The organism is Acidovorax sp. GW821-FHT09B03 (assembly GCF_059418305.1).
In genome coordinates this window covers 64663-86987 of the sequence record NZ_JBWKPP010000017.1, presented here as the reverse complement: position 1 = coordinate 86987, position 22325 = coordinate 64663, and the positions used below count along the sequence as shown (strand labels likewise).

Genomic DNA, 22325 nt, shown 5'->3' with positions numbered 1-22325 from the left:
TTGAACAACTCACTCACTCGAAAATCGCGCATGGCTGCGCCACCGGGGGCGGACACGGGTCCGCACCGGTTGGCGAAAAGCCGGGGAAAAAGGGCTTAGCCGGACAGTTCGGTGCGCACCAGCACCGCACCCTTGGACAGGGGGCTCACGTTGCGCCGGTACTGCTGTAGCCAGCCGGTGTTGAACGCCGGCGCAGGCGCCTGCCAGTCGGCGCGGCGCGCCTGCAGTTCGGCGTCGGTCAGCGCGATATCGAGGCGCCGCGCATCGAGGTCGATGGTGATCATGTCGCCATCGCGCACCAGGCCGAGCGGTCCGCCCAGCGCCGCCTCGGGCGAGACCTCGGCAACGACCAGGCCCTTGCAGACCAGGCCCGAGAGGTGGCCGTCGGTCAGGATCGCGACCTGGTCGCCCAGGCCCGCACCGTCGACCGCAAAGACCACGCGCGATGCACCGCCGCCCATGGCCGGGCCGCCGCAGGCACCGGCGCCGCGCATCACCACCACCTGGCCGGGCACGATCTCACCGTTCTTGAGCGCCGCGATGGCCGCGTCCGAGGTCCAGAAGCACACGGCCGGTCCGGTGAAGCGGCGCACCTTGCGCTCCACGATGCCGGTCTTGATGAGGCCCGACTCGGGCGCCAGGTTGCCGCGCAGCAGCACGATGGCCGGCAGCGGCGCCACGGGGTCGCCGATGGGGCGGATCACCTCGGCATCGGCCACTTCGGTACCGCGCAGGTTGTCGGCTACCGTGCCACCCGTCACGGTGAGCGCGCTGGTATCGAGCAGGGGCGCGAGCTGCTTCATGAGCGCGCGGCAACCGCCCGCGGCCTCGAAGGCCTCGATGGAATGCTCGCCGATGGGCCGCACGCCAGCCAGCACCGGCGTGGTCGGGCCCAGGCTTTCGAACAGCCCGTACACGTCGACCCCGGTCTCGCCCTCGGTCGCCACGGCCTGCAGGTGCTTGGCGGTGTTGAGCGAGCCGCCGACGGACAGCACCGCGCGCACCGCATTGGCAAAGGCACCGGGGGTGAGGATGTCGCGGGGCTTGAGGTCATCGAGCACCATCTGCACGATGCGTGCGCCGGCCGCGCGCACGTCGGCCATCATCTTGGCGCTCAGCGCCGCCACCGGCGCGCTGCCTGGCAGGGCCAGTCCGAGCGCCTCGCACACGATGTGCATGGAGTTGGCCGTGCCCAGGCCCGAGCACACGCCTGGCCCGCGGATCGCCTCGCGGCTCATGCCCACGAGTTCTTCCACCGGCAGGTGGCCGGTGACCGCGTGCATGGCCCCGATGAACACCTCCTCGATGTCCATGTGCTTGCCGCGGTACTCGCCGCTGGGCTGGTAGCCGCAGGGCACGAGCAAGGTGGGAATGTTCAGCCGCGCCGCCGCCATGAGCTGGCCCGGCACGGTCTTGTCGCACGACGTGAGGCAGACCATGCCGTCGAGCTGCGCGCCCTCGACCGCGACCTCGATGTCGTTGGTCACCAGGTCGCGCGCGCCGAGCATGTAGGCGCCGCGCGCGCCCGCGCCGGTGATGAAGTCGCTGGGCGCCGCCGTGCGGATCTCGAAGGGCACGCCGCCCGCTGCGCGGATGGCGGTCTTGATCTCCGCCGCCACCTGGTCCAGGTGGCTGAAGCAGGCGGCCAGCTCCGAGGAGCTGTTGACGATGGCGATCTTGGGCTTCTCGCAATCCTCTTCGGGGATGCCAAGCGCTCGCCAATGCGCGTTGCGCACCGACCAGAGGTAGGAGCCGCGCGGGAAGTTGCTGCGCAGGGGGCGGGTCATGGGTGGTCTCCGGTGGGATTTTTCTTGGTGATCTCGACCACGCCGCGGTCGGCGTCCACGCACACCCAGTCGCCGGTCTCTATGCAGGCCAATGGGTCGCGGTCGAAGTCGGTCATGGCCGGCGAGTGCGTGACCACGGCGCCCAGCGCCATCTTGGTCGTCATCTCGTTGAACAGAAAGGCGGCGGGCGCCACGTTCATGAGCCGTGTCATGTGGAACATGGCCGACCAGCCCGACGAGCCCTTCGCGCCTGGAAACACCAGCACCTTGCCTGCGAAGCTCTGCCCGCGCAGTTCATGCCGGGTCTCGATGACGGTGCCGGTGCGCGGGTCGATCCCGCCCCAGCCCGAGATGCGGTCGCGCGTGACCAGGGCCTCGCCCTCGGCCACGCCGCCCACCACCTTGCGGCCGCGGATCACCAGGGTGTGTTCGATCACGGTGCTGCTCATGCCTGGCCTCCGTTCCAGCGGCCGGTGCAGGCCGCATCGATGCATTCGGCCGTGCTGCCGAACCAGGCCTGCACGCCGAGGATGGCGGGCAGGTAGTGCGCCTGCTTGGCCGAGTCGAGTGCCACGGTTTTGGTGCCCTTGGGCACGGCACGGCTCATGGCCGAGCAGCTGTCGGTCATGAGGATGCCGCCCGCGTCCTCGATGATCTTCGTGTACCCATTGCGGTCGGCCAGCGACTTGATGGCGCGCGGCGTGAAGATCCACAGCTCGCAGTCGGGGTGGATCTTGCGGCCTTCGATGAGCTGCGCGGCCTCCCAGATCTGCTCGATGGTGTAGTGGGGGCAGCCCAGCATCACGTACTGCACCTCGGCATCCTTGCCGGTGGCGTTGATCTTTTCGTAGGTGGCACGGCGTTCGGCCTCGCCGTAGCGCAGCACCTGCACCGGCTTGCGGCCGCCCAGGGCCTGCTCCAGCGTCAGCGCCTCGGGCGTGACGCCGACGATGTGGTACATCTCCACGCCGCCTGAAGACGACGCCGCTGCACCGAAGTGCTTGAGCCGCGGCAGGTTGGGTACCCTGCCGATGCCGCCCTTGCGGTGCACCACGGGCACGCGCTCCTGCACGTGCTCGCCCATGAAGTAGCCGAGCAGGCCCCAGTCCTGCACCGATTCGACCTCGACGTCGAGCTCCACCACGTGCGTGGCATGGCGGTTCTCGTCCAGGTGGTAGCCCCAGTAGGGAATGCGCCCCGTGAGCATGGCCGCGCCAGTGCTCTCGCGGCCTTCGGTGTTGGTGCGCGCGCCCAGCACCGAGTTGCAGTACACCACCGCCGACGACTCCATCCACGCGCAGTGCTCGCCGCGCGTCGGGATGTTGCCCACCTGGTAGGGGGTGCAGGTGTTCATGATCTGCGCGCCCAGGCCGGCCGCGTGGCGCTCGCTCTGGTGGTAGAAGTTCACGACCGCCTCGCTCACGCCCATGCGTTCGGGCTGGCCGGGGTCAAAGCCGAGCTGCAGGTGGCTGGTGAAGACCTTGAACTTGGGGATCTTCACGGTCTCCTGGCTGTCCAGGCTGAATTCGGAGAACACGGCGTCCATGCCGCCGCCCTTGGCGAGCGCGAAATCGCGCTGGAAGGGTGTGGTCGAGGTGATGCTGGCGCAGACGTTGCGCGTCTCCACCAGCCGCTCGGCCCCCAGGGCTTCGCCATAGCGCACCAGCAGGTCCATCGCCTTCTGCAAGGCCGGCCCGTCGCGGCCGTCCAGCATGGCTTGTTCTTCATCGCTCAGGTACATGGCCTGTTGTCTCCGTTTTTCTGTTCGTGGGGAAGAGACCCCGCCGGGCCGCTAGCCCGGTGAGGGTGACGGCACATGGCCGCCGATGTCGCGCGCAATGGAGAGCGCGATGTCGTGCAGGCGCGGTGCCAGTTCGTTGCGCAGGCGTTCTTCGGTAAAGACGAAGCCCGCTCCGCCGCCGTTGAGCGCCATCACCTCGCCGTCGGGCCCGATCAGGGGCACCGATACCGAATTGATCTCGCGGTGAAATTCACCCAGCGAGAGGCAGTAGCCCAGGCGCCGGGCTTCGCCGATGGCGCGGTTCATGCCAGGGGCAATGCTGTCCCACTCGGGGCCGCGCAGCAGGCGCATGGAATCGACCAGTTGGTTGCGCGGCCCCTCGGGCAGGGCCGACAGGTAGGCCCGGCCCAGGGCCGAGTTGGCCAGTGGCGCGCGCGAGCCCACGTCCAGCCGCGCCGACAGCATCGACGAGCGCGGGCGGCAGGCCTCGATCAGCACCATCTCCATGCCGTCGCGTATCGCCAGGTAGACCGAGGCACCCACCTCCTCCGCCATGGCCTGCATGCTGGGCCGTGCCGCGGCGCGCACGTCCAGGCTGCCCAGGAACACGCGCGACAGCGACACCACGCCCGGCCCGAGCATGAAGCGGTCGGCCGCCTGCGCAGGCTTGAGCATGCCCAGCGAGAGCAGCGTGGCGACCAGCCGGTTCACCGTGGGCCGGGGGATGCCGGTCATGCGTGCGATGTCGGCATGGCCGAGCACCGGGCGGTCCTCGCTGAAGCAGCGCAGCACCGAGATGCCGCGCTCCAGCGCGCTCACGGTGTCGGAGCGGTCACCACGCGCGTCGGCGGATTCGGCGGAAGAAAAGGAGGCGTCGTTTTTGTCAGTGGACATGGAGGAACCCTTTGCAAGACTCTGCACTGTAGAGGCTGGCGAAAGAGAATCGGTCAGGTGCACGGCAAATCACTCACGCACTGGCTTCGGCCGCCACGGGCGCCTGAAGGTCGTGCACGCCCTGCCCGGCACCGGGGCGCAGGTACACGCCCTGCGCCAGCAGCGCGGACTGCAGCGCCGCCACGTCCACGGCCCGCGGCTGTATGCCGCCCAGCGATGCCAGCGCAGCGGCCACGCCGGCCGCCTGGCCGGTGATCCAGCACTGCGGAATCTCGCGCATGAAACCATGCGAATTGCGGTCGCACGAGATGTGGCGCCCGCAGGCCAGCAGGCCGTCGAGCTGCTGCGGCACCAGCGCGCCGTAGGGGATGGAGATGTTCGGGAACTTGGGCGACACCGCGGGCGTGACGCCGATCTCGTCAGGCAGCGCCACGCCATCGGGCCACTGGCTGCGCAGCACCGCGCCCACGCCGGTCAGGCGCCGCGCATGGCGCACGCCGATCTGCGGTGCGCTGAGCATCAGGAAGGCGTCCTCGAAGCCGGGCGCATGGGCGCGGAAGTAGTCGAGGTGCGCCGCCATGGCACGGTGCGAGCGCACCTCCACGGCGGTGAGGTCGTCCACGTCCAGGGCCGAGTAGCCCGACTGGCGCGGCCCCATGAACAGCGCCACGTCGTTGCGCCAGGAGACGAAGGGCCGCTCGAACAGGCCGAGCTGTTCGCGCCCCCCCGCCATGAAGGCCGAGAAGGCCTCGGGCTGGCCGGCCTTGAACGCGATCCAGCGGTTCATGTCCACACCGCCGAACAGCCAGGAGGTGTTCATGCAGTGGTGCACGTCGGCCTCTTCGATGTCGTTCACATAGGCCGCGCCGGCACGGGCGAACAGGTCGCCGTCGCCGGTGGCATCGACCACCACGTCGGCCATGATGGCCATGCGGCCTTCCTTGCTCTCGAACACCACGCCCTTGACGGCGCCGTCCTGCACGATGGGGATGGCGGCCCACGAGTGGTAGATGAGCTTGACCCTGCGCTCCAGCACGATCTCCTGGCTCAGCAGCTTCAGGCGCTCGGGGTCGACCGTGGGCGACCAGGTGACCACGCCGTGGTAGGCGGCCGTGCGCTGCGACCAGTGCGCGGCCTTGTCCGCATCCTGCGAGCCCCAGTCCTCGCGCACCGGGCCGGCAATGGCGTCGGCCGGCAGGCGGTCGAACAGCTCCTCGGCGAAGCCGCGGATCACGAGCTGGCCCTCCCAGTCGGTCATGCGGTCGATCCAGATCACCAGGCCGCCGGTGGACAGACCACCCAGGTGGTTGTAGCGCTCGAGCAGCGCCACATCGGCACCGGCCCGCGCAGCCGCAGCGGCCGCCGCGGTGCCCGAGGGCCCGCCACCGACCACCAGCACGCCGCAGCGGTGGTAGACCGGAATGTTCTTGCCGGGCTCGGCCCAGCTGCCATGGTCAGGCCGCTTCGTGCGGCTGTCGCGGTCGAAGATGTCGGAGGTCAGGATGCGCTCGTCGGTACGGACGACTGTTTTCATGGATAACTGCCTTGGGTGGTCGATTTCGTTGAATTATGATTTTATCTTCCATTTTGTCAAAATAAAAAGCCGTATTTTCAGGGTTTTCCCTGGCTTATATGGACTTTTTATGATTTCAAAGACCAAAATACAAACAACAACCAAGGAGACATCGATGAAGCGACTTCACGGCACCCGCCGTGCCTTCGGCCTGGCCGCGGGCGCAGCGGCCTTCTGGGGCCTTGCGCCGCTGGCCCGGGCACAGGACTTTCCGGCACGCGGCGGCAAGCCCATCCGCATCGTGGTGGGCTTCACCGCGGGCGGGGGTACCGATGCGCAGGCGCGCATCGTGGCGCAGAAGCTGGGCGAGGTGCTGGGCACCAGCGTGATCGTCGACAACCGGCCCGGTGCCAGCACCATGCTGGCCGCCAGCGAGGTGGCGCGTGCCCCGGCCGACGGCTATACCCTGCTGTATGCGCCCTCTTCGACCATGGCGCAGAATCCGCACACCTTCACCCAGGTCCCCTACGACCCGTTCAAGGATTTCACGGCCATCTCGATGGGCGGGCGCGGGCCGCTGGTGCTGTCGCTGAGCACCAGCGTGCCGGTGAACAACGTGAAGGAACTGGTCGCCTACGTGAAGGCCAACCCCGGAAAGGTCAGCTATGCATCGTTTGGCGCGGGCACCTCGTCGCACATCTACGGCGAGGCCTTCGTGAAGAAGACCGGCATCGATGCGGTGCACATCCCCTACAAGGGCGGCTCGGACGCGGCCAAGGACCTGATCGGCGGGCGTGTGCAGTACATGTTCGACTCGGCCTCGTCAGCGATCATCACGGCGGGCACGGGCAAGGTGAAGATCCTGGCCGTGGCGGCCAATGCGCGCATCTCCGCGCTGCCTGAGGTGCCCACCTTCGCCGAGCAGGGCTATGCCGGGCTCGACCTGCCCAGCTGGCTGGGCTTCTACGGGCCGGCGCGCATGCCGCAGCCCGTGGTCGACAGGCTCAACACCGCGCTGGCCCAGGTGCTGGCCATGCCGCAGGTGCGCGACTTCTACCGCAACGGCGGCTACGAGGCCGGCAGCACCACGCCACAGGAATTTGCGAGCATCACCCGCACCACCTACGAGCAATGGGGCGCGATGGTGCAGCAGGTCGGGTTGGCCAAGCAATGAGCGGCATGCCACTCCACCTGTGCCGCCGGCGCTTTGCCACCGGGTTGGCGCTGGGCGCGCTCGGCACGACACTGGCACCGCTGGGCGCGCTGGGCGCCGAGCCCTTTCCCGCCAAGGGCCGCACCATCCGCATCGTGCTTGGCCTGGCGGCGGGCGGCGCCTCGGACGCACAGGCCCGCTTTGTCGCCACCAAGCTCGGCGAGGTGCTGCAGACACCGGTGATCGTGGAAAACCGGCCGGGCGCGAGCTTCATCCTGGCGACCGAGGAGGTGATCCGCGCCGCACCCGACGGCTACACCATGATGTATGCGCCCTCCTCCGTGGTGGCGCAGAACCCGCAGACGCTGGCCAACGTGCGCTACGACCCGTTCAAGGACCTCACGCCCATATCACTGGGCGCACGCGGCCCGCTGGTGCTGACCGTGCATGCGAGCGTGCCCGCACGCACGGTGCGCGAGCTGGTCGACTACATCAAGGCCAACCCGGGCAAGATCGGCTATGCCTCCTTCGGCACTGGCACCTCCTCGCACATCTACGGCGAGGCCTTCGTGCGCCAGGCGGGGCTGGATGCAGTGCACGTGCCCTACAAGGGCGGTGCCGACGCAGCCAAGGACTTCCTTGCGGGGCGCGTGCAGTTCTACTTCGACGCGGCGCCCAATGCCATCCAGAACACCGCCACCGGCAAGGTGCGCATGCTGGCCGTGGCCGCCCCCCAACGCAGCCCCCTGCTGCCCGACGTGCCCACCATGGGCGAACAGGGCGTGAGCGGCATCGACATGGCGAGCTGGCTCGGCTTCTACGGGCCGGCCCGCATGCCCGCACCGGTGCTCGAGCGGCTCAACGCCGCGCTGGCCCAGGTGCTGGCCATGCCGGCCACGCGCGACTTCTTCCGCCAGGGCGCCTACGAGGCCGAGTCGTCGAGCCCGGCCGCGCTGGCGGCGCTCACGCGCACCACCTACGACCAGTGGGGGGAGACCATCCGCAAGCTCGGTCTCACCAAGCAGTAGCAGGTGCCTGCCGGGGCCTGCCGAGGCCCGGCCCCCGCCACTACCAATGACCGTAGTGCTCGACGATGCCGCGCCACAAGGCCAGCAACTCGGCACGGGCCACCCGGTCACCCGCCGTCTTCCAGACCGCAGCCTGCACCAGGACCAGCCCCAGGGCCGGGTCCACGAAGATCACCTGGCCACGCACGCCGATGAATGCAAACCGCCGCTGCTCGCCAGGAAACACCCAGACCTGGTAGCCATAGCCGAAGTAGGAGCTGGCGATGAACGGCTGTGCATGCGGCGCGGCCGCCCCGGTGGCGCGTTGCAGCCAGGCGGCCGGCACGATCTGCCGGCCGTTGGCGCGCCCGCCGTTGGCCGCCAGCATGCCCAGCCGGCCAAAGTCGCGCAGCCTGGCATGCAGGAAGGCGAAGGTCGCTTCCTGGCCGGCCGCGTCGATGAGGTAGCTGGCATCGTCCTCCGCCCCCATGGGCTGCCAGATGCGCGTGCCCAGGTAGTCGGCCACCGGCATGCCGGTGGCGCCCCGCAGCACCAGGCCCAGCACCTGGGTGTCGGCCGAGGAGTAATAGAACATGCGGCCGGCTGGCGCGCGCCGCTCGGCGTACGGCAGCAGCGCGGCTGCCGCACCGGCAGACTGCTGCTCGATGGTGTCACGGATCAGCGCGGCCAGGTCGTCCCGGCCATCGTACTGTTCCGCGAAGCCCACGCCCGAGGACATCTGCAGCAGGTCCTTGATGGACGTCTCGCCATACGGATGGCCCGCCAGGGCCGGGACATACTGCCGGGCCAGGTCGTCGATCGAACCGATCCGCCCTTCTTCCACCGCAATGCCCACCAGCAGCCCGACGATGGACTTGGCCATCGACGCCGACAGGAAGCGCGTGGTTTCCGAGCGCCCGTACTGGTAGCGCTCCAGCACCACCGTGCCATCCTTGATGACCAGCAGGCCCGTTACCCGCTGGCGTGCCAGGTAGTCCTCGACGCCCAGGCGCCGGCCCTCGTGCAGGTAGGTGAACGCCTGCGGCGTCTCGGCGCGTGCAAGCACCGAGGCAGACACCCCTTTTCGCACGGTGCGGTGGGGCAGCAGCTTTTCCAGCCCGCCGCTGAAGGAGTCCACCAGGTTCTCCGGCCGCTCCGTGCCGACCAGGTGCTGCACCTGGGGCCCGCTGGCGCCGCGGGGGTAGCCCTTGGGGCCGCCCAGCAGCACCTCGTCGGGTGCAGCCTGCGCACACACCGCCCCACCGAAGGAGAGCCACAGGGCGATGATCGTCGACAGGTACGGGGGGCGGGGCATCGCAACTCCTGGGTGGTCCCGCATGCATTGTGCGCGAGCCAGGGTGTACAGCGGCCAGGCGGGGAGGCCCGCCAAGTGACTGGTGGAAAGGGAAGCTATGCAATTGATAGCTACAACCCGTTATCTGGTGCCCCGAGCCGGGGTCGAACCGGCACGCCCCTTTTCAGGAAAGCGGCGGATTTTAAGTCCGCAGTGTCTACCAATTTCACCATCGGGGCGCCGGCTGACAGCGGGGTGCGTACGCGGTACGGACCTGCGCTGCAGCGTAGCGTGGGCCGTGCGGGTGTGCAATGCCCTGTCGCATCCGGTCACAAAGCCGTCCCTCACGGGTGCGCATTGCAACGCCAAGAAAAAAGGGAAGCCTAAGCTTCCCTTTTTGAATCTGGAGCGGGAAAAGAGTCTCGAACTCTCGACCTCAACCTTGGCAAGGTTGCGCTCTACCAACTGAGCTATTCCCGCATTTCACTGAACCGCTGTCGTTACCGTCAGTCTGCATCAGCAAGACTCAAATTATAGCGCCATTTTTTGGGCTTGCAAACTTCGGCACCAAAATTTTTTGCATTCGACCTGTGCAGGCCTGCCCGGAGCCTCGCTCCCGGTGCAGGCCGCAGGTCGGCAGCCTGCCCGATCCGCCCTGCACCGCACGGAAAAAAGCCCGTATGGAGGCGGGCTTGAACTCGTGGTCATCACGAGGGAGGAAGCCGCTGGTGCTGCGGCGCTTCCATGCTACTACGGAACCGGGGCGCGGTGTAGGCAATGCGCCCCCGGCCGGATCGCCAGGCCGGCGAGGGGTCCCGCTTAGACCCATTCCGAGGAAGCAAAGGTGAAAACCTGCGTTCCACCACCGCGCTCCAGGGGCAACCGATCGCCATGGGCCGGCATGCGCGCTCACGGACGATTCGGTCATAAGCATCTGGTTGCACGGCGCCCCGCCCCTCGCAGATGATGCGGCGCACTTGCGTGCCCTTGCACTCCGTGTGCAGCGGCGCATTCCCGACATCGAACGTCCCCTCTTCCCCAGGAATCCAACTTGTTGAAACGCCGTACCTTGCTGGCCAGTGGCGCCGCAGCCGCCGCAACTCCACTGGCAGTGCCAAATGCATTTGCGCAAAAGAAGAAGGACAGCCTCGTTATCGGCCTGACCTTGGAGCCGACGGGGCTGGACCCCACCGCCAAGGCGGGCGCGGAGATCGCCGAAGTGGTGCTCTACAACATCTTCGAGACACTCACCAAGATCCAGTCCGACGGCAGCGTCAAGCCCCTGCTGGCCGAGAGCTGGGAGGTGTCGCCCGATCTGAAGACCACCACCTTCAGGCTGCGCAAGGGCATCAGGTTCCACAATGGAGAGCCCTTTAATGCGCAGGCCGTGAAGTTCTCGTTCGACCGCGCGGGCGGCGAGAAGAGCACCAACAAGGACCGGCGCCTCTTCAGCGGCCTCACGACGCGCGTGGTCGACGAGCACACCGTGGTCGTGCTCAACAAGGACATCGAGCCCGACCTGCTGTTCCTGCTGGGGCAGGCCACGGCCATCATCGTCGAACCCAAGACCGCAGACACCAACGAAACCAGGCCCGTGGGCACGGGCCCCTACCAGTTGGGTGCCTGGAACAAGGGCTCGCTGATCGCGCTGACCAAATGGGCGGGCTGGCGCGATGCCAACGCAGTGCAGATCCCGCGCGTGACCTTCCGCTTCATCTCCGAGCCTGCCGCGCAGACCACCTCCCTGCTGGCGGGTGACGTGGACCTGTTTCCGCACGCCTCCGTGTCGCGCACCCTGCCGCAGTTCGAGCGGGACAAGCGCTTCCAGGTGGTCTTCAATGCCTCGCGCGGCAAGACCATCCTGGCCCTCAACAACGCCAGGAAACCGCTGGACGATGTCCGCGTGCGCCGGGCCATTGCATCGGCCATCGACCGCAAGGCCGTCATCTCCGCTGCCGTGGATGGCCGTGGCGTACCGATCGGAAGCCACTATGTGCCCGGCGCGCCCGGCTACGTGGACACCACGGGCGTGAACCCCTTCGACATCGAGAAGGCCAAGCGCCTGCTGGCGGAAGCCGGCGTCAAGACGCCGCTGGAACTGAGCTTCGTGCTACCCCCACCGCCCTACGCGCGCCAGGGCGGCGAGCTGATCGCGGCCCAGCTCGCCAAGATCGGGATCATCGCCAAGATCCAGAACGTCGAGTGGGCCCAGTGGATCAGCGGAACCTATGGCCAGAAGAACTACGACCTCACCCTGATCCTGCATGTCGAGCCCTTCGACCTGGTGAACTACACCAAGCCCGAGTACTACTGGGGCTACCAGTCGGCCAAGTTCAACGAGATCTTCGAGAAGACGAAGAACAGCCTGCGCACGGCGGACCGCCAGCGCTACCTGGGCGACGCCCAGCGGCTGCTGGCCGAGGACGCGGTGCACACCTACCTCTACCAGCCGCAGTTCATCACCGTGGCGGCGCGCAACCTGCGCGGGCTGTGGAAGGACGCGCCGATCTTTGCCAACGATCTCTCGGCGCTGTCCTGGGGCTGAGGGGCCGCCAGCCCGCGTGCTCACCACCATCGCACCGGCTTGCGGCAGGTGCGGTGCTCGCCCTGCGGCGAAGCCCTGCCCTGCACTGCCCGCGCAGGTCAGGCCTGCGTGCGCCCACTGAGGACCCAGAACCTCAAGGACACATGGATCTCCAGCGCGCGCAGCGCGTTGCCCCAGTGTCCGGCCAGTCCTTCCGCGGTCGCCAGCCTCTGCCGGATGGTGTTCACATGGATGCCCAGTCGATCGGCTGCGGCCTTGGCGTTCTGGTTGCAATCAAAGTAGGCCAGCAGCGTGGCCACCAGCTCCGAGCCCCGCTTTTCGTCATAGGCGACGAGGGCGCCGATGGTGCTCTGGAGATAGGCATGCAGGCTGGCCTGGTCATGCGTCTCGAACAGCGTGGAGTACAGCGCCATCTCGTTCTGGCCGATGATCACTCCGCGCATGCCCACGCGGGCCATCACCGGAAGCGCACGGCGCAGCGACGAGTGGAGTGCGGGGATCTCCGAAGGCTGCGCGATGGGGCGAGAGACCACGCCGAGGAAGCCCGCCCCGAAATGCTGCCGGGCCGCGCTGTCGATGGTGCGCCGGACATCGTCCGCGCGGGTCGTGGCACACAGCACGGTCAGCACGCCATCGATTTCATCGAAGAGGATGTGCGGCAGCACCTGCGCGGAGCGCAGCCACCGTGCCAGGTACCCGGTCTCGGGGGCGCGTGTTTCCAGCAACAACAGGGACGTGGGCCGCGACAGGTCCACCCCGAACCGCCCGGCACGGTCGCCGAGCAGGTGAAGGTCGTCCTGGCGGGGTGACAGCAGGCTGCGCAGCAGGCTGGACAGATCACGGCTTTGCGAGGCCTCGGCGCGCTCTCGCGACAGCAGCACGATGCCCACGATGCTCGCGCATCGCTCATACGTGCGTATCGCCACTTCATCCAGCGCCGCCCCGCTGAACAGCAGCATCGTTCCGAGTACATCGTTGCCACCGATCACCGTGATGAGGCGGCAGGTCTCGCCCAGCGCTTCGTAGGCCACCACCGAGCGACCGATGCGGCGGCTGTCACCCAGCGCACGTGACAGAGCGTCGCTGTGCTCTCCATGGGGTCGGTACGCACCGGCACCCTGGCCCTGGTAGCCCTCGGCTGCGCCCCGACCGATGGTCTGACCGACCTCGTCGAGCACCAGCACCTCGCCCTCCATGATCTGCGCGACCGACTGGCAGATGGTGGCCAGCGTGGCGCCCTTGGCCAGCAGCGTGGTCATCTGGTCATGCGCCTCGGCCGCAGCCTGCACGCTCAGGGCATGTCGCTCCAGTTGCGCATGGGCCATCTCGGCACTGCGCAGCGCCGCATGGGTCTGCTCGAACGCCATGGCGTTCTTGATGGCCACCGCCGCATGCGTTGCCAGGGTGCTGAGGATGGAGATGTTGTGCGCGGTGTGCGTCCGGTGGTACCGGTCGGCCACGAAAAGCAGGCCGATGACCTCGTCCTCCCACAGCAGCGGCACCCCGACCACCGCGGCAATGCCCTCCTCCCGAAACGTCACGTCCAGCTGCGGGTCGTGGGGGAAGCGGGTGTCATGCAGGTAGTCGGCGGTGGTGAAGGGCAGCCGGGTCTGGACCACCACACTCACGATACCCAGGTCGCGCCCCGCCAGCATCTCACCGGTGCCGCGCGACAACGCGCCATCGGCCGTCAGCACGTGAAAGGCGTCCAGGCCCGCGTCGTAGGCCGACAGCCAAGCCACCTGCGACCCCAGGAGCCGGCGGGCACGCGACACCACCGTGGCCAGCAGCTCGGGCAGGTCCAGGCGGCTGGAGAGGTCGCGCGCGGACTCGATGACGGCCAGCATCCCGCTCTCGCGCTGGTGCTGCACGTCCAGGCGGTTGCGAATGGCCATCGCCATGCGCACCAGCTCCAGAAGGTCTGGCTTGCGGGCCGTTGCGTCGGGAAGCGACTCCACGCGCGCCAGGCAGGCCGCAAGCTCCTCGGAGGAGCCGGCGCGGTGCAGCAGCTGGATCAGCTCCTCACTGATGCGCTCGCTCGCATCGGTCTCGACAAGGTCTGCGGCACGGGTCATGCGCGGGTTCTCCAACGGGCTGGACAAAAGCGTGTGGCGCGCACCGATTGGCGCCAGCAAGCCTTGAGTGTGGGCCCTCGGCGAACCACCCGCAGCGCTTTTTCATGGCGATCGCGGGTTTCTACCAAGTGGTTCGCGCACATTCGCCCCCTGCCGTGAATGTGCGCAACCCACATAGATATCTCCCCCGCATTCCAGGACAGTTCGGTCACCAGGCGGACAACACCAGCCCGTCCCCACCAACCACTTCGCCGCAGCCAGCAGGCGCTGGGCGGCAATCACCGCAATGCAACCGCTTCCTGTCCTATGAGCATCCTGAATTCTCTGGTCCCGACACCGGGCCTGCGCGTACTGGTGACCGCCGGCGCCAGCGGCATCGGGGCAGCCGTCGCCCGCGCTTTCAGCGAAGCCGGCGCGCATGTACACATCTGCGACATTGATCGCTCCGCCATCGACCGGCTGGTCACGGACATGCCAGGCATCACCGCCAGCGTCGCCGATGCATCGGTCGAACGCGATGTGGACCTGGTCTTCGAGGACATGCTGGGCAGCATGGGCGGGCTGGACGTGCTGGTCAACAACGCAGGCATCGCCGGCCCCACGGGTCCCATCGAAGACCTCAGCGCCCACCAGTGGGAGCGCACGGTGGACGTGAACCTGAACAGCCAGTTCCTCTTCGCGCGGCGCGCCGTGCCGCTGCTGCGCAAGTCCACCCACAGCCCCGGCATCGTCGCCATGAGCTCGGTGGCAGGACGCCTGGGCTATGCCCTGCGCACGCCCTATGCCTCGACCAAGTGGGCCGTGGTGGGCCTGATGAAGTCGCTGGCCATCGAGCTCGGCCCTGCGGGGGTGCGCGTCAACGCCATCTTGCCCGGCACCGTCGAGGGCGAGCGCATGGAGGGGGTGATTGCAGCCAGAGCCTCCAGCGCCGGGATCAGCGTGGATGCGATGCGCGAGGAATACCTGCGCAAGATTTCGCTGCGCCGCATGGTCACACCGCAGGACGTGGCGGCCACCGCCCTGTTCCTGAGCTCGCCTGCGGCCCGCAACATCACCGGCCAGGCGATCAGCGTGGACGGAAATCTCGAGTACCTGTAAGGCACCTGCTGCCGGTACGCCCATATCAACAAAAGGAGACCGTATGAAGATGATCAACCACACCCTCGGCGCTGCCGCCATTGCCGCGGCCGGCGTGTTGGCCAGCGGCACCGCATCCGCACAGAACGTCAAGATCGGCGTGATCGAGACGCTCTCGGGTCCGCAGGCAGCTTCGGGCCTGATGTACCGGACGGCGGCCCGCTATGCCGTGGACCGCATCAATGCCCTGGGCGGCTGGAACGGCCAGCCCGTCCAGCTGGTGGAGTACGACAACCAGGGCGGCCCCACCGGAGCAGCCGACAAGCTCAAGACCGCGATTTCCGATGGCGTGCACCTCATCGTGCAGGGGGCCTCGTCCGCCGTGGGCGGGCAGCTCACCGAGGACGTGCGCAAGCACAACCTGCGCAACCCGGGCAAGGAGATCGTCTACCTGAACGTCGGGGCCGAGGCGCTCGAGCTCACCGGAGAGAAGTGCCACTTCCACCATTTCCGGTTCAGCGGCAACGCCCAGGTGCGCACCAAGGCACTCGTGCAGGCGATGAAGTCGGCAGGCGCCCTGGGCAGCCGTGTCTATGCGATCAACCAGAACTACTCCTGGGGCCAGGACATGGAAAAGGCCACGGTAGACAACGCAGCGCCGGGCGGCTACGAAGTGGTCGAGAAAACACTGCACGACGTCAACCGCATCCAGGACTTTGCCCCCTATGTGGCCAAGATCGGGGCGGCCAAGGCCGACACCGTGATCACGGGCAACTGGTCCAACGACCTGCTGCTGTTGATGAAGGCCACGCGCGCCGCCGGCCTCAAGACACGCTTTGGCACCATCTTCCTGGACCAGCCAGGCAACATCGCCAATGCCGGGGACCTGGCCGTCGGCCACTTCATCGCGCACACCTTCAATGCCGAGGCCGGCGGGGCCGAGGGTGAGAAGTTCGTCAACGACTACCGCACCAGGACCGGCAGCGCGCCTGTAGCCACCGACCCGCAGACCGTGTTCGGTCTGCTGATGGTGGGCGATGCCCTGGGCCGCGTAAAGCCCGAAGGTGGCAAGTTCAACGTGAACGCCTTCGCTCGCGCACTGGAGACCACGAAGATCTCGACACCGAACGGCGAGATCAGCATGCGTGCGGACGACCACCAGGCCCTGCTGCCTCTGGTCGTTTCCACGGTCTCCAAGGAGGCCCGCTACAAGGTGGACAACACCGACATGGGCTTCAAGCCGGTGAAGCTATTCTCGGCCCGGGAAGCGGCTACGCCGGCCCAGGCCAGCTGCAAGATGCAACGCCCCTCCTGATAGGCCGGCGCCCCGCGCGGGGCGCCACGTCTCCCCTCGCTGTTTGCGTCCCACGAGATCCCGGCGGCCCCACGGCCCGCCGCGGTTTGTCGCTCGTCTGCCTTTTTCCTCGCGAACCACACACTCCTATGGACACCCTCATCGTTTCGTTGCTGAACGGAACCATCTACGGCCTGCTGCTGTTCATGGTCTCTGCCGGCCTCACGCTCATCTTCGGGATGATGGGCGTGCTCAACTTCGCGCACGCATCGTTCTACATGCTGGGTGCGTACTTTGCCTACGCCCTCACCGATGTACTGGGCTTCGCCCTGGCCCTGGTTGCAGCCACCGTACTGGTCGGACTGGTGGGCGTGGGGGTGGAGAAGTACTTTCTGCGCCGTGTGCACCACCACGGCCATGCCCATGAGCTGCTGCTCACTTTCGGCCTGTCCTTCATCATTGCCGAGCTGATCAAGCTGTTCTTCGGCAATTTCCCGGTCAACTACCGCCTTCCCCACGGGCTGGACTTCGCGGCGTTCTCCATCGGCGCGGCCAGCTATCCCGCCTACCGGGTGTTCATGGGGGCGGTGGCGGTGGCCATGTTCGTGGTGATCTACCTGCTGCTCACGTGCACCCGGGTGGGCATCGTCGTGCGCTCGGCCATCTACCGGCCGCGCATGGCCGAAGCGCTGGGGCACAACGTTCCCCTGGTGTTCATGGGTGTGTTCGGCGTGGGGGCGGCCCTGGCCGGCCTGGCCGGCGCGGTGGCTGGCGCCTTCTACACCACCAATCCCAACATGGCCCTGGAGCTGGGTGTGATGGTCTTCGTGGTGGTGGTGGTGGGCGGCCTGGGCTCGCTCGAGGGCGCCATGCTGGCCTCGCTCCTCATCGGCGTCATCACCTCGCTCGCGGTGGCCGTCGATGCCAGCCTGGCCGACCTGCTGGCGGTGTTCGGCGCCCGCGGCTGGGCCGAGGGCATGGGCGGGCTGCTCACGCTCAAGCTCTCCAGCCTTGCCGCCACCCTGCCCTTCGCACTCATGCTGCTGGTGCTGCTGGTGCGCCCCTCCGGTCTCCTGGGTGAAAAGGCCTGATGCCATGACCACACGCCATCTCCTGCTTGGCAGCCTGTGCCTGGGCGCCGCCATCCTGGCGGGCCTGCCCTACCTGCTGTCCGCGGGCCTGCTCAACGCAGCCATCCAGATGCTGATCGCGGCGCTGTTCGCCTCGGCCTACAACGTGGTGTGCGGCCAGGCCGGCATGCTGTCGTTCGGCCACGCGGCCTACTTCGGCGTGGGTGCTTTCGCCACGGTCCACGCCATGAACGCCGTCGGGGGCGCCGGCATTGTCCCGACCCCGCTGCTGCCGCTGGCCGGCGCACTGGGGGGGCTGGCGGTGGGCGTGATCGCGGGCTGGTTCTCCACCCAGCGCACGGGCACCTACTTCGCCATGATCACCCTGGCGATCGCAGAGCTGCTGCACTCCATCGCCCCGCACATCAAGGGTGTCTTCGGCGGCGAGGCCGGCGTTTCCAGCATGCGCATGCCCTCCTTGGGTCTCAGCTTCGGCTCCACCGCCGAGGTCTACTACCTGACGCTGGCCTGGGTGCTGCTCTCCCTGCTGCTGCTCTACCTGTACACCCGCACCCCCGTGGGCCGGCTGGCCCTGGGCCTGCGCGAGAACCGCCACCGGCTGGCCTTCCTGGGCTACGACGTGCACCGGCTCAGCGTTCTGGTGTTCACGGTGTCGGCCATGTTCTCGGGCATCGCGGGCGGCCTGCAGGTCATCAACAACGAAGCAGCGAACTACGTGCTGTTCGAGAGCACGCTCTCGGCGGCGGCCGTGCTCAACACCTATATCGGTGGCGTGGGCACCTTCCTCGGGCCGGCTCTGGGAGCGGCACTGATGACGTTCTTCGGCTACGCGGTGTCGGACCTGACCCAGTCCTGGCTGCTCTACCAGGGCATCGTCTTCGTGGTGGTCATGATGTTCATGCCGCAGGGGCTGGCAGGGCTCGCGAGCGGATCGGTGTTGCTGTGGCGCAGGGTCGGCCCGTTGCGGCTCGCGCCCGTGGTCGCGCTCTTCACAGCTGCGACGGTCCTGCTTGGCAGTGGCACGGCCTTCGTGGTGGAGATGCTTCGCCGCGTGTTCTCACGCGACTACCGTGCCTCGCTCGGCACCGATCCCTCGGCGCCCTGGCCAGCCATCCCGCTCTTCGGCGTGGATTGGGTGCCCCTGGCCTTGACCACCTGGCTGGTGCCGCTCGCGCTGCTGGCCGCAGGCGTTGCGCTCGCCTTCGTCGCCAGCAGGCAGCTGCGGACTCTGCAGGACGAGCGCCAGGGCGGCGACAGCCCCGCTGCATCGCCCGCGACCCCGGCCACCGCACCTTCCACCATCACCACCCGCACACAGGAGCCCGCATGACCGACTCCATTCTCTCCCTTCGGGGCCTCAAGAAGTCCTTCGGCCCGACCGAGATCATCCGGGGCGTGGACCTGGACCTGCGGCCCCGAGAGCGCCATGCGCTCATCGGCCCCAACGGTGCGGGCAAATCCACCCTGTTCCACCTGATCTCGGGCAACCTCACACCGACCTCGGGCGAGATCGTGTTCGACGGCGCGCAGATCCAGGGCAAGGCGCCCCAGGAGATCAACCGCTTGGGCCTGTCCCGCTCGTTCCAGATCACCAACATCTTTCCCAAGCTGACTGTGTTCGAAAACCTGCGGCTGGCCGTCATGCGCTCGCATGGCCTGCAGTACACGTTCTGGAAATTCATCGACAGCGCGGTGCGCGTGCGCGAGCAGACCGAACACCTGCTGGAACGGGTGCGCCTGCAGTCCCGCGCACGGATGATGGCGGCAGAGCTCTCGTACTCGGAGCAGCGTTCTCTCGAGATCGCCATGACCCTGGCCTCGGACCCCCAGGTCATCCTGCTGGACGAGCCCATGGCGGGCATGTCCAACGAGGAAACCGACTACACCGCGCAGCTGATCTGCGAGGTGACCCAAGGCCGCGCGCTCTTCATCGTCGAGCACGACATGCAGGTGGTCTTCTCGATCAGCGACCGCATCAGCGTGCTGGTCTACGGCCAGGTCATCGCCACGGGCACCCCCGACGAGATCCGGGACAACGCCGCGGTGAAGGAAGCCTACCTCGGCGAGGAGGTGCTGGCATGAGCCCGGACGCAACGCTTTTGGGCGTGGACCAGCTGCATGCGCACTACGGCAAGAGCCACATCCTGCACGGCGTCTCGTTCGAAGTGCGCCGCAATGAAGTGGTCAGCCTGCTGGGCCGCAATGGCTCGGGCCGCTCCACCACCATGAAGGCGCTGATGGGACTGGTGCCCCCCACTGCGGGCACCGTGCGCCTGCAGGGGCGCGACATCACGGGCCAGCGGCCATTCACCATCTGCCGCGCAGGCCTGGGCTACGTGCCTGAAGAGCGCGAAGTCTTCGGCAACCTGACCGTGGACGAAAACCTGCACATGGGTGAACAGCCCGCCGTGCCGGGCGCAGTGCAGTGGATGGTCGGGCAGATGTTCGACTACTTCCCGCGCCTGAAGGAGCGGCGCAACACCAAGGCGGCCAGCCTCTCGGGCGGTGAGCAGCAGATGCTGACGATCTGCCGGTCGCTGCTGGGCAATCCGCTGGTGCTGCTGGTCGACGAACCCACGGAGGGCCTGGCGCCCAAGATCGTCACCGCCGTGGGCGAGTGCATCCGCGACATGCACCGGCGCGGTGTCTCGGTCGTGCTGGTCGAGCAGAAGCTGGCCATTGCCCTGAAGGTGTCCACGCGCGTCTGCGTGATGGGACATGGCCGCATCGTCTTCGAAGGCACGCCCGCCGAGCTGTCGTCCGACGCGCAGTTGCTGGCCGACTGGCTGGCCGTGTGAGCGCGCCCTGCGCCCCCTGTTTCCTTTCCCCACCTCTCCTTGCGACCCGTTTTCCGAGCAACGCCATGGACAACCACCTGAACAAAGTCATCATCTCCTGCGCCGTGACAGGCTCGGTGCACACACCCAGCATGTCCCCCTACCTGCCGCTGACACCCGATGAGATCGCCCGGCAAGCCATCGACGCCGCCGAAGCTGGCGCGGCCATCCTGCACCTGCATGCGCGCAACCCCGCCGACGGCAGCCCCACCGCCGACCCCGCCGTGTTCGCGCAGTTCGTGCCGCGCATCAAGGCCGCCACGGATGCGGTCATCAACATCACCACCGGAGGCAGCACGCGCATGACGCTGCAGGAGCGGCTGGCCTATCCGCTGCTCGCCCAGCCGGAGATGTGCTCGCTCAACATGGGCTCCATGAACTTCTCGATCCACCCCGCCGCGCGCAAGATCTCCGAGTGGCGCCATGGCTGGGAAAAGCCCTACATCGAGGGCATGGAAGACCTGATCTTTCGCAACACGTTCCGCGACATCAAGCACATCCTGAAGGTGCTGGGCGAGGACTGCGGCACCCGCTTCGAATTCGAGTGCTATGACGTGGGCCACCTGCACAACCTGGCCCACTTCGTGGACGAAGGGCTGGTGAAGGGGCCGTTGTTCATCCAGGCCATCTTCGGCATCCTGGGTGGGCTGGGGCCCGACCCGGAGAACCTATACGTGATGAAGTCCACGGCCGACCGGCTGTTCGGCCGCAAGGGCTACCGCTTCTCGGTGCTGGGCGCCGGGCGCCATCAGATGCCGCTGCTCACCATCGGGGCGGCGATGGGCGGCAACGTGCGGGTGGGGCTGGAGGACAGCCTGTACCTGGGCAAGGGGCAACTGGCCACCTCCTGCGCGGACCAGGTGCACAAGATCCGGCGCATCCTGCAGGAGCTGTCCCTGGAAGTCGCCAGCCCCGCCGAGGCGCGGACCATGCTCGGCCTCAAAGGCGCGAGCGCGACGGCCATCTGAACCCGTGCGCCCCTGAAAAAAACTGATTCATCTGAACGAAGCGAGAGGAAAATCAATGAGCAAGCTGTTGCACAACAAAGTGGCCATCGTGACCGGAGCCGGCGGCGGTCTGGGGCGCTCGCACGCGCTGGAGCTGGCGCGCCATGGCGCACGCGTGGTCGTCAACGACCTGGGTGCCGAGCGCACCGGCTCCCCGGCCCAGCGCGTGGTCGCGGAGATCCTGCAGTCCGGGGGCGAGGCCATGGTGGACGGCGCCGACGTGACCCAGCCGGAGCAGGTGCAGGCCATGGTCGACAAGGCGGCCGGCCTGTGGGGACGGATCGACATCCTGGTGAACAACGCGGGCATCCTGCGCGACAAGTCGTTCGCCAAGATGTCGCTGGACGACTTTCGCCTGGTGGTGGAAGTGCACCTCATGGGGGCCGTGCACTGCACCCGCGCGGTGTGGGAACTCATGCGCGCGCAAGACCATGGCCGCATCGTCATGACGACCTCATCTTCGGGGCTGTATGGCAACTTCGGGCAGGCCAACTACGGCGCGGCAAAGATGGCGCTGGTCGGCCTCATGCAGACGCTTGCGCTGGAGGGGGAACGCCACGGCATCCGGGTCAACTGCCTGGCGCCCAGCGCCGCCACCGGGATGACGCATGGCGTGCTGCCGCAGGACGCATTGGACAGCCTGGCGCCCGAACGGGTCAGCCCAGGGCTGATCGCTCTGGTGGCCGACGATGCGCCCACCCGCATGATCCTGCTGGCAGGCGCCGGCAGCTTCGAAAGCGCCCACATCACCATGACCCAAGGCATCCATGTCAGCGGCGGCCCCGACGCCGCCGAGGTGGTGCGCAGCAGGCTGCCGCAGGTGCAGTCCCGTGCGCAGGAAATGGTCCCCGCCTCGGGATGGGAGCAGTACCGGCACGAACTCGCCAAGGCGGGCTTGCAGGCGCAGATCGCCACCGCTGTCTGACGGCGGCCTGGCGCCCGACACCGTGGGCAACGCACATGTGCCGGGCATCCCAGGTGTCTGGCGCGCACATTGCCCGCGCCGTCGG

Annotated in this window: 18 protein-coding genes and 2 tRNA genes; 11 read left to right on the top strand and 9 right to left on the bottom strand. The window is 67.6% G+C overall.

The annotated features are described in order from the left end of the window. Positions 1-95: 95 nt before the first annotated feature. The 5 genes from ilvD to AC07PA_RS25000 form a co-directional block, all read right to left on the bottom strand. Entirely contained in the window at positions 96-1787 is a 1692-nt protein-coding gene (gene ilvD / locus AC07PA_RS25020; protein WP_494609090.1) for a dihydroxy-acid dehydratase, read from the bottom strand. Further along, positions 1784-2236: an aconitase X swivel domain-containing protein gene (locus AC07PA_RS25015; RefSeq protein WP_494609091.1), complete on the bottom strand. Its 453-nt coding sequence runs from the start codon at positions 2234-2236 to the stop codon at positions 1784-1786. Before AC07PA_RS25015 ends, ilvD begins: the two co-directional genes overlap by 4 nt. Further along, positions 2233-3528 (bottom strand): aconitase X, encoded by a 1296-nt coding sequence (locus AC07PA_RS25010; protein ID WP_494609092.1) that lies wholly within the window; start codon positions 3526-3528, stop codon positions 2233-2235. Before AC07PA_RS25010 ends, AC07PA_RS25015 begins: the two co-directional genes overlap by 4 nt. 51 nt (positions 3529-3579) lie before the next feature. Continuing rightward, on the bottom strand, positions 3580-4422 hold the full coding sequence (locus AC07PA_RS25005; RefSeq protein WP_494609093.1) for an IclR family transcriptional regulator: 843 nt from the start codon (positions 4420-4422) through the stop codon (positions 3580-3582). 73 nt (positions 4423-4495) lie between these two features. Continuing rightward, complete coding sequence (locus AC07PA_RS25000; RefSeq protein ID WP_494609094.1) at positions 4496-5956, bottom strand: FAD-dependent oxidoreductase; 1461 nt, start codon at positions 5954-5956, stop codon at positions 4496-4498. Positions 5957-6110: 154 nt separating this feature from the next. Here AC07PA_RS25000 and AC07PA_RS24995 point away from each other — a divergent pair, with 154 nt between their 5' ends. Both AC07PA_RS24995 and AC07PA_RS24990 read left to right on the top strand, forming a co-directional pair. Next, positions 6111-7109: a Bug family tripartite tricarboxylate transporter substrate binding protein gene (locus AC07PA_RS24995; RefSeq protein WP_494609095.1), complete on the top strand. Its 999-nt coding sequence runs from the start codon at positions 6111-6113 to the stop codon at positions 7107-7109. Further along, positions 7106-8116, top strand: coding sequence for a Bug family tripartite tricarboxylate transporter substrate binding protein (locus tag AC07PA_RS24990; RefSeq protein ID WP_494609096.1), 1011 nt, complete (start codon positions 7106-7108; stop codon positions 8114-8116). Before AC07PA_RS24995 ends, AC07PA_RS24990 begins: the two co-directional genes overlap by 4 nt. 40 nt (positions 8117-8156) lie before the next feature. Here the strand turns inward: AC07PA_RS24990 and AC07PA_RS24985 are convergent, their stop codons facing one another. The 3 genes from AC07PA_RS24985 to AC07PA_RS24975 form a co-directional block, all read right to left on the bottom strand. Beyond that, positions 8157-9410: a serine hydrolase domain-containing protein gene (locus AC07PA_RS24985; protein WP_494609097.1), complete on the bottom strand. Its 1254-nt coding sequence runs from the start codon at positions 9408-9410 to the stop codon at positions 8157-8159. Between the two features lie 125 nt (positions 9411-9535). Further along, positions 9536-9628, bottom strand: a tRNA-Leu gene (locus AC07PA_RS24980). Positions 9629-9793: 165 nt separating this feature from the next. Further along, positions 9794-9869 (bottom strand) — tRNA-Gly (locus AC07PA_RS24975). 571 nt (positions 9870-10440) lie between these two features. Here AC07PA_RS24975 and AC07PA_RS24970 point away from each other — a divergent pair. Beyond that, positions 10441-11934, top strand: a complete 1494-nt coding sequence (locus AC07PA_RS24970) for an ABC transporter substrate-binding protein (protein ID WP_494609098.1) — start codon at positions 10441-10443, stop codon at positions 11932-11934. A 98-nt stretch (positions 11935-12032) separates the two neighbouring features. On the opposite strand, the gene AC07PA_RS24965 is transcribed toward AC07PA_RS24970, so the two are convergent. Further along, positions 12033-14009: a helix-turn-helix domain-containing protein gene (locus AC07PA_RS24965; RefSeq protein WP_494609099.1), complete on the bottom strand. Its 1977-nt coding sequence runs from the start codon at positions 14007-14009 to the stop codon at positions 12033-12035. Between the two features lie 306 nt (positions 14010-14315). Between AC07PA_RS24965 and AC07PA_RS24960 the strand changes: the two genes are divergently transcribed. The 8 genes from AC07PA_RS24960 to AC07PA_RS24925 all read left to right on the top strand — a co-directional run bounded on the left by AC07PA_RS24960 (position 14316) and on the right by AC07PA_RS24925 (position 22240). Beyond that, positions 14316-15107: an SDR family oxidoreductase gene (locus AC07PA_RS24960; RefSeq protein ID WP_494609100.1), complete on the top strand. Its 792-nt coding sequence runs from the start codon at positions 14316-14318 to the stop codon at positions 15105-15107. A 43-nt stretch (positions 15108-15150) separates the two neighbouring features. Then, positions 15151-16401, top strand: a complete 1251-nt coding sequence (locus tag AC07PA_RS24955; protein ID WP_494609102.1) for a branched-chain amino acid ABC transporter substrate-binding protein — start codon at positions 15151-15153, stop codon at positions 16399-16401. A gap of 128 nt (positions 16402-16529) precedes the next feature. Further along, on the top strand, positions 16530-17471 hold the full coding sequence (locus AC07PA_RS24950) for a branched-chain amino acid ABC transporter permease (protein ID WP_494609103.1): 942 nt from the start codon (positions 16530-16532) through the stop codon (positions 17469-17471). Between the two features lie 4 nt (positions 17472-17475). Continuing rightward, positions 17476-18801 carry a branched-chain amino acid ABC transporter permease gene (locus tag AC07PA_RS24945; RefSeq protein ID WP_494609104.1) on the top strand — a complete coding sequence of 442 codons (1326 nt, stop codon included), beginning with the start codon at positions 17476-17478 and terminating at the stop codon, positions 18799-18801. Then, positions 18798-19553: an ABC transporter ATP-binding protein gene (locus tag AC07PA_RS24940; RefSeq protein WP_494609105.1), complete on the top strand. Its 756-nt coding sequence runs from the start codon at positions 18798-18800 to the stop codon at positions 19551-19553. The genes AC07PA_RS24945 and AC07PA_RS24940 overlap by 4 nt, the downstream gene beginning before the upstream one ends. Continuing rightward, a complete protein-coding gene (locus AC07PA_RS24935; protein WP_494609106.1) occupies positions 19550-20269 on the top strand; it encodes an ABC transporter ATP-binding protein in 720 nt (239 codons plus the stop codon). Before AC07PA_RS24940 ends, AC07PA_RS24935 begins: the two co-directional genes overlap by 4 nt. A gap of 65 nt (positions 20270-20334) precedes the next feature. Next, the gene (gene kce, locus AC07PA_RS24930) at positions 20335-21276 is read left to right on the top strand and encodes a 3,5-dioxohexanoate:acetyl-CoA acetone transferase (RefSeq protein WP_494609108.1); all 942 of its coding nucleotides are present in this window, start codon (positions 20335-20337) and stop codon (positions 21274-21276) included. Positions 21277-21331: 55 nt separating this feature from the next. Beyond that, on the top strand, positions 21332-22240 hold the full coding sequence (locus AC07PA_RS24925) for an SDR family NAD(P)-dependent oxidoreductase (RefSeq protein ID WP_494609109.1): 909 nt from the start codon (positions 21332-21334) through the stop codon (positions 22238-22240). Positions 22241-22325 lie beyond the last annotated feature (85 nt).